Annotated in this window: 5 protein-coding genes; all 5 read left to right on the top strand. The window is 72.2% G+C overall.

From position 1 onward, the window contains the following. Positions 1-701 (top strand): ABC transporter permease (locus I53_RS18475; protein ID WP_043353307.1); only part of this gene is annotated, 701 nt, incomplete at its 5' end. Further along, on the top strand, positions 667-1,599 hold the full coding sequence (locus tag I53_RS18470; RefSeq protein WP_043353306.1) for an ABC transporter permease: 933 nt from the start codon (positions 667-669) through the stop codon (positions 1,597-1,599). The genes I53_RS18475 and I53_RS18470, both read left to right, overlap by 35 nt. 379 nt (positions 1,600-1,978) lie before the next feature. Beyond that, positions 1,979-3,829 carry an ABC transporter ATP-binding protein gene (locus I53_RS18465; protein WP_043353309.1) on the top strand — a complete coding sequence of 617 codons (1,851 nt, stop codon included), beginning with the start codon at positions 1,979-1,981 and terminating at the stop codon, positions 3,827-3,829. 390 nt (positions 3,830-4,219) lie between these two features. Continuing rightward, entirely contained in the window at positions 4,220-4,432 is a 213-nt protein-coding gene (locus I53_RS18460) for a hemin uptake protein HemP (RefSeq protein ID WP_043353304.1), read from the top strand. Next, positions 4,429-4,823: ABC transporter substrate-binding protein (locus I53_RS18455; protein ID WP_043353303.1), on the top strand; the 395-nt coding region annotated here is incomplete at its 3' end. The genes I53_RS18460 and I53_RS18455, both read left to right, overlap by 4 nt.

Genomic DNA, 4,823 nt, shown 5'->3' with positions numbered 1-4,823 from the left:
ATGTCGACACGCTGATCCTGCAGCGGCTGCCGACGACTCTGTTCATCGTCGGCTCCTCGCAGGTCCTGGCGCTGCTGATCGCCGTGCCGGTAGGCCTCTATGCGGCGCGCCGGCCCTACTCGCTGGCCGACCAGGTCGCCAACACTTTGGCCTTCGTGGGTTTCTCGCTGCCGACCTTCTTCACCGGCCTGCTGTTCATCCTGCTGTTCTCGATCAAGCTCGGCTGGCTGCCCTTCGTCTACCAGGCCGACCTGCCGGGCTCCGGCCTGCCCTGGGTCTGGGCGAATGTCCGGCAGGCGATCATGCCGGTGGCGGTGCTGGGCTTCTTTCAGGCCGCCTCCTACACCCGCTACGTGCGCGCCTCGGCGCTGGACGTCGCCCGCCTCGACTACGTCACCACGGCCCGCGCCAAGGGCCTGTCGGAGGGCACGGTGACCCGCCGGCACATCGCCCGCAACGCCCTGATCCCGGTGGTGACGCTCGTCGCCCTCCAGATCCCGGCGGTGTTCGGCGGCGCCATCGTCACCGAGCAGATCTTCCGGATCCCCGGCATCGGCTCGCTGCTGATCGACGCGATGCTGGCCAACGACACGCCGGTGGTGATGGCGGTGACCTTCGTGTTCGCCGGCCTCGTCATCCTGTTCAACCTCGTCGCGGACCTGCTCTATGGCTGGCTCGACCCTCGCATCGCCCTCCGATGAGGCGGTGCCCGTCGCCCGCGCGCCGGCCTCGCCGGCGCGGGAGACGTGGCGGCGCTTCCGGCGGCACCGGCTGGCGCTCGCCAGCGTCGGCGTGCTGGCGCTCCTCGTCGCCGGCGTGGTGTTCGGCGGCCTGCTCTGGCCGGTCGCCATCGACGATATCGACTTCGCGGCCCAGCTCCAGGGTCCGTCCTGGGACCACCCGTTCGGCACCGACGATCTCGGCCAGGATCTCCTCGCCCGGATGATCTACGGCGGCCGGATCTCGCTCGCCGTGGGCTTCGCCGCCATGGCGGTGGCGAGCCTGATCGGCGTGCTGGTGGGCGCGCTCGCCGGCATGTCGCGCCGCCTCCTCGACCCGGTGCTGATGTGGCTGACCGACCTGTTCCTGTCGCTGCCGCAGCTGCCGCTGCTGCTCCTTGTGATCTACCTGTTCCGCGACAGCCTGAAGGCCGTGTTCGGCAGCCAGGGCGGCGTGTTCCTGATGATCGTCGCGGTGATCGGGGGCCTGCGCTGGATGCCGGTCGCCCGGCTGGTGCGGGCGCAGTTCCTGAGCTTGCGCGAGAAGGAGTTCGTGGAGGCGGCCCGCTCACAGGGGGCGACCACCGGGCACCTCGTGCGCCGCCACATCCTGCCGAACGCCCTGGGGCCGGTGATCGTGGCGGCCTCCATCGAGGTCTCGTCGGCGATCATCGCGGAATCGACGCTCTCCTTCCTGGGGCTCGGCTTCCCGCCCGACATCCCGACCTGGGGGCGGCTGCTGTTCGACGCCAAGGACCATCTCGACGTCGCCCCGCACTGGGCGCTGTTCCCGGGGGGCGCGATCTTCCTGACGGTGCTGTCGATCAACTTCATCGGCGACGGTTTGCGCGACGCCCTCGACCCGCGCCGGGTGCTCTAGAGCATGCGGCGGGGCTTCGAGGGCTGCCGGCTTGCCGTGACCGCGCCTGCCCCGCAGAGGGGCGGACAGACCGGAAGGCCCTTTCCGGCACTGGGGCTTCAGGATCGGGCGCGGGTCCCCTCTCCCGGGCGGGAGAGGGACAGGGTGAGGGATCAGGTCTTTCAGGATGGGGCGCGCCCTGTCGGAGCGTCGACGGTGTGCTCGGTCCTGAACCTTCTCATCCCTCACCCCAACCCTCTCCCGCACGGGAGAGGGGGCCCGTCGCGCTCCGTCATCAGCGTCGGTGCGCATCGGAGAGGCGGGAACATCGTCGCGTCGGAGGACGCGGGGACGGTGTGGAGTCGCCCCGTCGAACCCCGCTGGATCAGGAGTGAAGCCCGTGACGGACCCGATCCTCTCGGTCTCCGACCTCACCGTGTCCTTCCGCTCGGAGGGCCGCTGGCGCGCGGTCGTGCACGGCGTCTCCTTCGATGTCGGGCCCCGCGAGACCGTGGCGCTCGTGGGCGAGTCCGGCTCCGGCAAGAGCGTCAGCGCCCTGTCGATCCTGCGCCTCCTGCCGCGGGATGCGAGCCGCATCGGCGGCAGCGTGCGCTTCGCGGGGCGCGAGCTGCTCACGGCCCCCGAGGCCGAGATGCGGCGGGTGCGCGGCGATTCCATCGCCATGATCTTTCAGGAGCCGATGACCTCCCTGAACCCGGTGCTCACCATCGGCTTCCAGATCGCCGAGGCGCTGATCCGGCACCGGGGCCTGTCGCGGTCCGCCGCCGAGGCGGAGGCGCTCCGGCTCCTCGACAAGGTCCGGATCCCGGCCGCCCGGTCGCGCCTGCACGAGTACCCGCACCGCTTCTCCGGCGGCATGCGCCAGCGGGTGATGATCGCCATGGCGCTGGCCTGCCGGCCGAAGCTCCTCATCGCCGACGAGCCGACCACGGCGCTGGACGTCACGATCCAGGCCCAGATCCTCGACCTCATCAAGAGCCTGCAGGACGAGGAGGGCATGTCGGTCCTGTTCATCACCCACGACATGGGCGTGGTCGCCGAAATCGCCGACCGCACCGTGGTGATGTACCGGGGCCGCGCCGTGGAGGCCGGCCCGACCGCACGGATCTTCGACGCCCCCGCCGAGCCCTACACGCGGGCGCTGCTGGCCGCGGTCCCGCGGCTGGGGACCATGGCGGGCCGCGCCCGCCCGATGCGCTTCCCGGTGGTCGACCGGGCGACCGGCCTGGCGGCGCCGACGCCCGAGACCCCCGACACCGTCAGGGCCGCCGAGCGCCCGGTGCTGGAGGTGCGCGACCTGACCGCCCGGTTCGACATCCGCTCCGGCCTCCTCGGCCGCGTGACCGGCCGCGTCCACGCGGTGGAGCGGGTCTCGTTCAGCCTCGCGGCCGGGGAGACCCTGGCGCTGGTCGGCGAATCCGGCTGCGGCAAGTCCACCACCGGCCGCGCGATCCTGCGCCTCGTCGAGCCGCTGTCGGGCTCGGTCCTGCTCGACGGCGAGGACATCACCGGCCTCGACCCGAAGACCCTGCGCACCCGCCGCCAGCGCATGCAGATGATCTTCCAGGACCCGTTCGCGAGCCTCGACCCGCGCCTGAGCGTCGGTGCGGCGGTGGCCGAGCCGCTGCTGATCAACCGCCTCGCCGCGCCCCGCGCGGCAAGGCTTCGGGCCGAGGAGCTGCTCGCCCGGGTCGGACTCGCGCCCGAGACGGCCGGGCGCTTCCCGCACGAATTCTCCGGCGGCCAGCGCCAGCGCATCTGCATCGCCCGGGCCCTCGCCCTGACCCCCCGGCTGATCGTCGCCGACGAGGCGGTCTCGGCGCTAGACGTCTCGGTGAAGGCGCAGGTCGTGAACCTGATGCTCGATCTCCAGGCCGAGTTCGGCCTCGCCTACCTGTTCATCTCGCACGACATGGCGGTGGTGGAGCGGGTGAGCCACCGGGTGGCGGTGATGTATCTCGGCGAGATCGTGGAGATCGGACCGCGCGCCGCGATCTTCGGCGACCCGCAGCACCCCTACACGAAGAAGCTGCTCGCCGCCGTGCCGGTCCCGGATCCGGCCCGGCGGGGCGCGCGGCACGCCCTGCCGGACGACGAGATCCGCAGTCCGATCCGCGCGCCCGACTACATGGCGCCGGAGCGGCTCTACCGGGAGGTCGCGCCTGGCCACAGCGTCCAGGATTGGGGGGGCGACTGGGACGCGGGCCCGCGTCAGGGCGCGGCGGCCTGAGGCCGCTCAGCTCCGCCGCTCCGCCGATCGGACGCAGCGCCTCGCCCGCCTCGCCGCCGCGGCGATCGCGCGGCCGGACTGGGCGCGCAACGTGGCGGCCCATGCCGGCCCGTTCTGGGCGCGGGCCCCGATGGCACCCGGTCGTCGCGGTCGACAGCGCTCCGGCCGATATCGCTCGGGTCGAAGGTCTCGACGGAGCCGAACCGGTCCAGCGCCGCATCGGCGGATCCGAAAATCGGAAGCGCCCGGCCTCTACAGGAGACTTGTGAAGTATTACGACGCCACCGCAGCGGGGTGGCGCCCGCAATCGATTGCCGCTAAGCTGCTCCTCTATCCAAGTAAGTCTTTCATTTGAAGATTTACAAACAACAGCTCTGGAGCGATCGGTCCATGTTGCGTGCCGAAGGAGAGGGGCAGCGCGGCTTTCCGGCTGGGACCCGCGCGGGGCCCGGCGCGACGCAGCCCGTTCCGCTGCCGGAGCCGGCGGCCGAGATCGGCTCGGCGCGTCTCCTGCAGGGGCGCCGGGAGATCGTCATCCGCCACGGCGGCCACGCCTATCGCCTGCGCGTGACCGCGAGCGACAAGCTGATCCTGACCAAATGAACGCCCCCGCCCCGATATCGCGCCGCACCCTCCTGGCCGCCGCCGCGGCCGGTGCGCTCGCCCCGCGCGCCGCCGCCGCGCAGGCGGCCACCCGCATCGCCGCACTGGGCGGTGCCGTCACCGAGATCCTCTACCGCCTCGGCGCCGGCGGCCGGATCGTCGCGGTCGACACGACCAGCCTCTACCCGCCCGAGGCGCTGCGCGAGAAGCCGAATGTCGGCTACCTGCGGGCGCTCTCGGCCGAGGGCCTGCTGGCGCAGCAGCCCGACCTGATCATCGCCACCGAGGGGGCGGGCCCGCCCGCGGTCCTGGCGCAGCTGCGCGAGGCCGGGCTGCGTGTGGAGACCGTGACGGAGCCGCCGAGCCCCGAGGGCGTGCTGGACAAGATCGA

The organism is Methylobacterium sp. B1 (assembly GCF_000333255.1).
Classification (GTDB): Bacteria; Pseudomonadota; Alphaproteobacteria; order Rhizobiales; family Beijerinckiaceae; genus Methylobacterium; species Methylobacterium fujisawaense.
The sequence above is the reverse complement of the archived record's forward strand: the minus strand, read 5'-3'. Positions and strand labels throughout refer to the sequence as shown.

Excerpts from the sequence above, each read along its gene's own strand:
- I53_RS18470 (WP_043353306.1), top strand. The coding sequence starts at position 667 with ATGGCTGGCTCGACCCTCGCATCGCCCTCCGATGAGGCGGTGCCCGTC.
- I53_RS18460 (WP_043353304.1), top strand. The coding sequence starts at position 4,220 with ATGTTGCGTGCCGAAGGAGAGGGGCAGCGCGGCTTTCCGGCTGGGACC.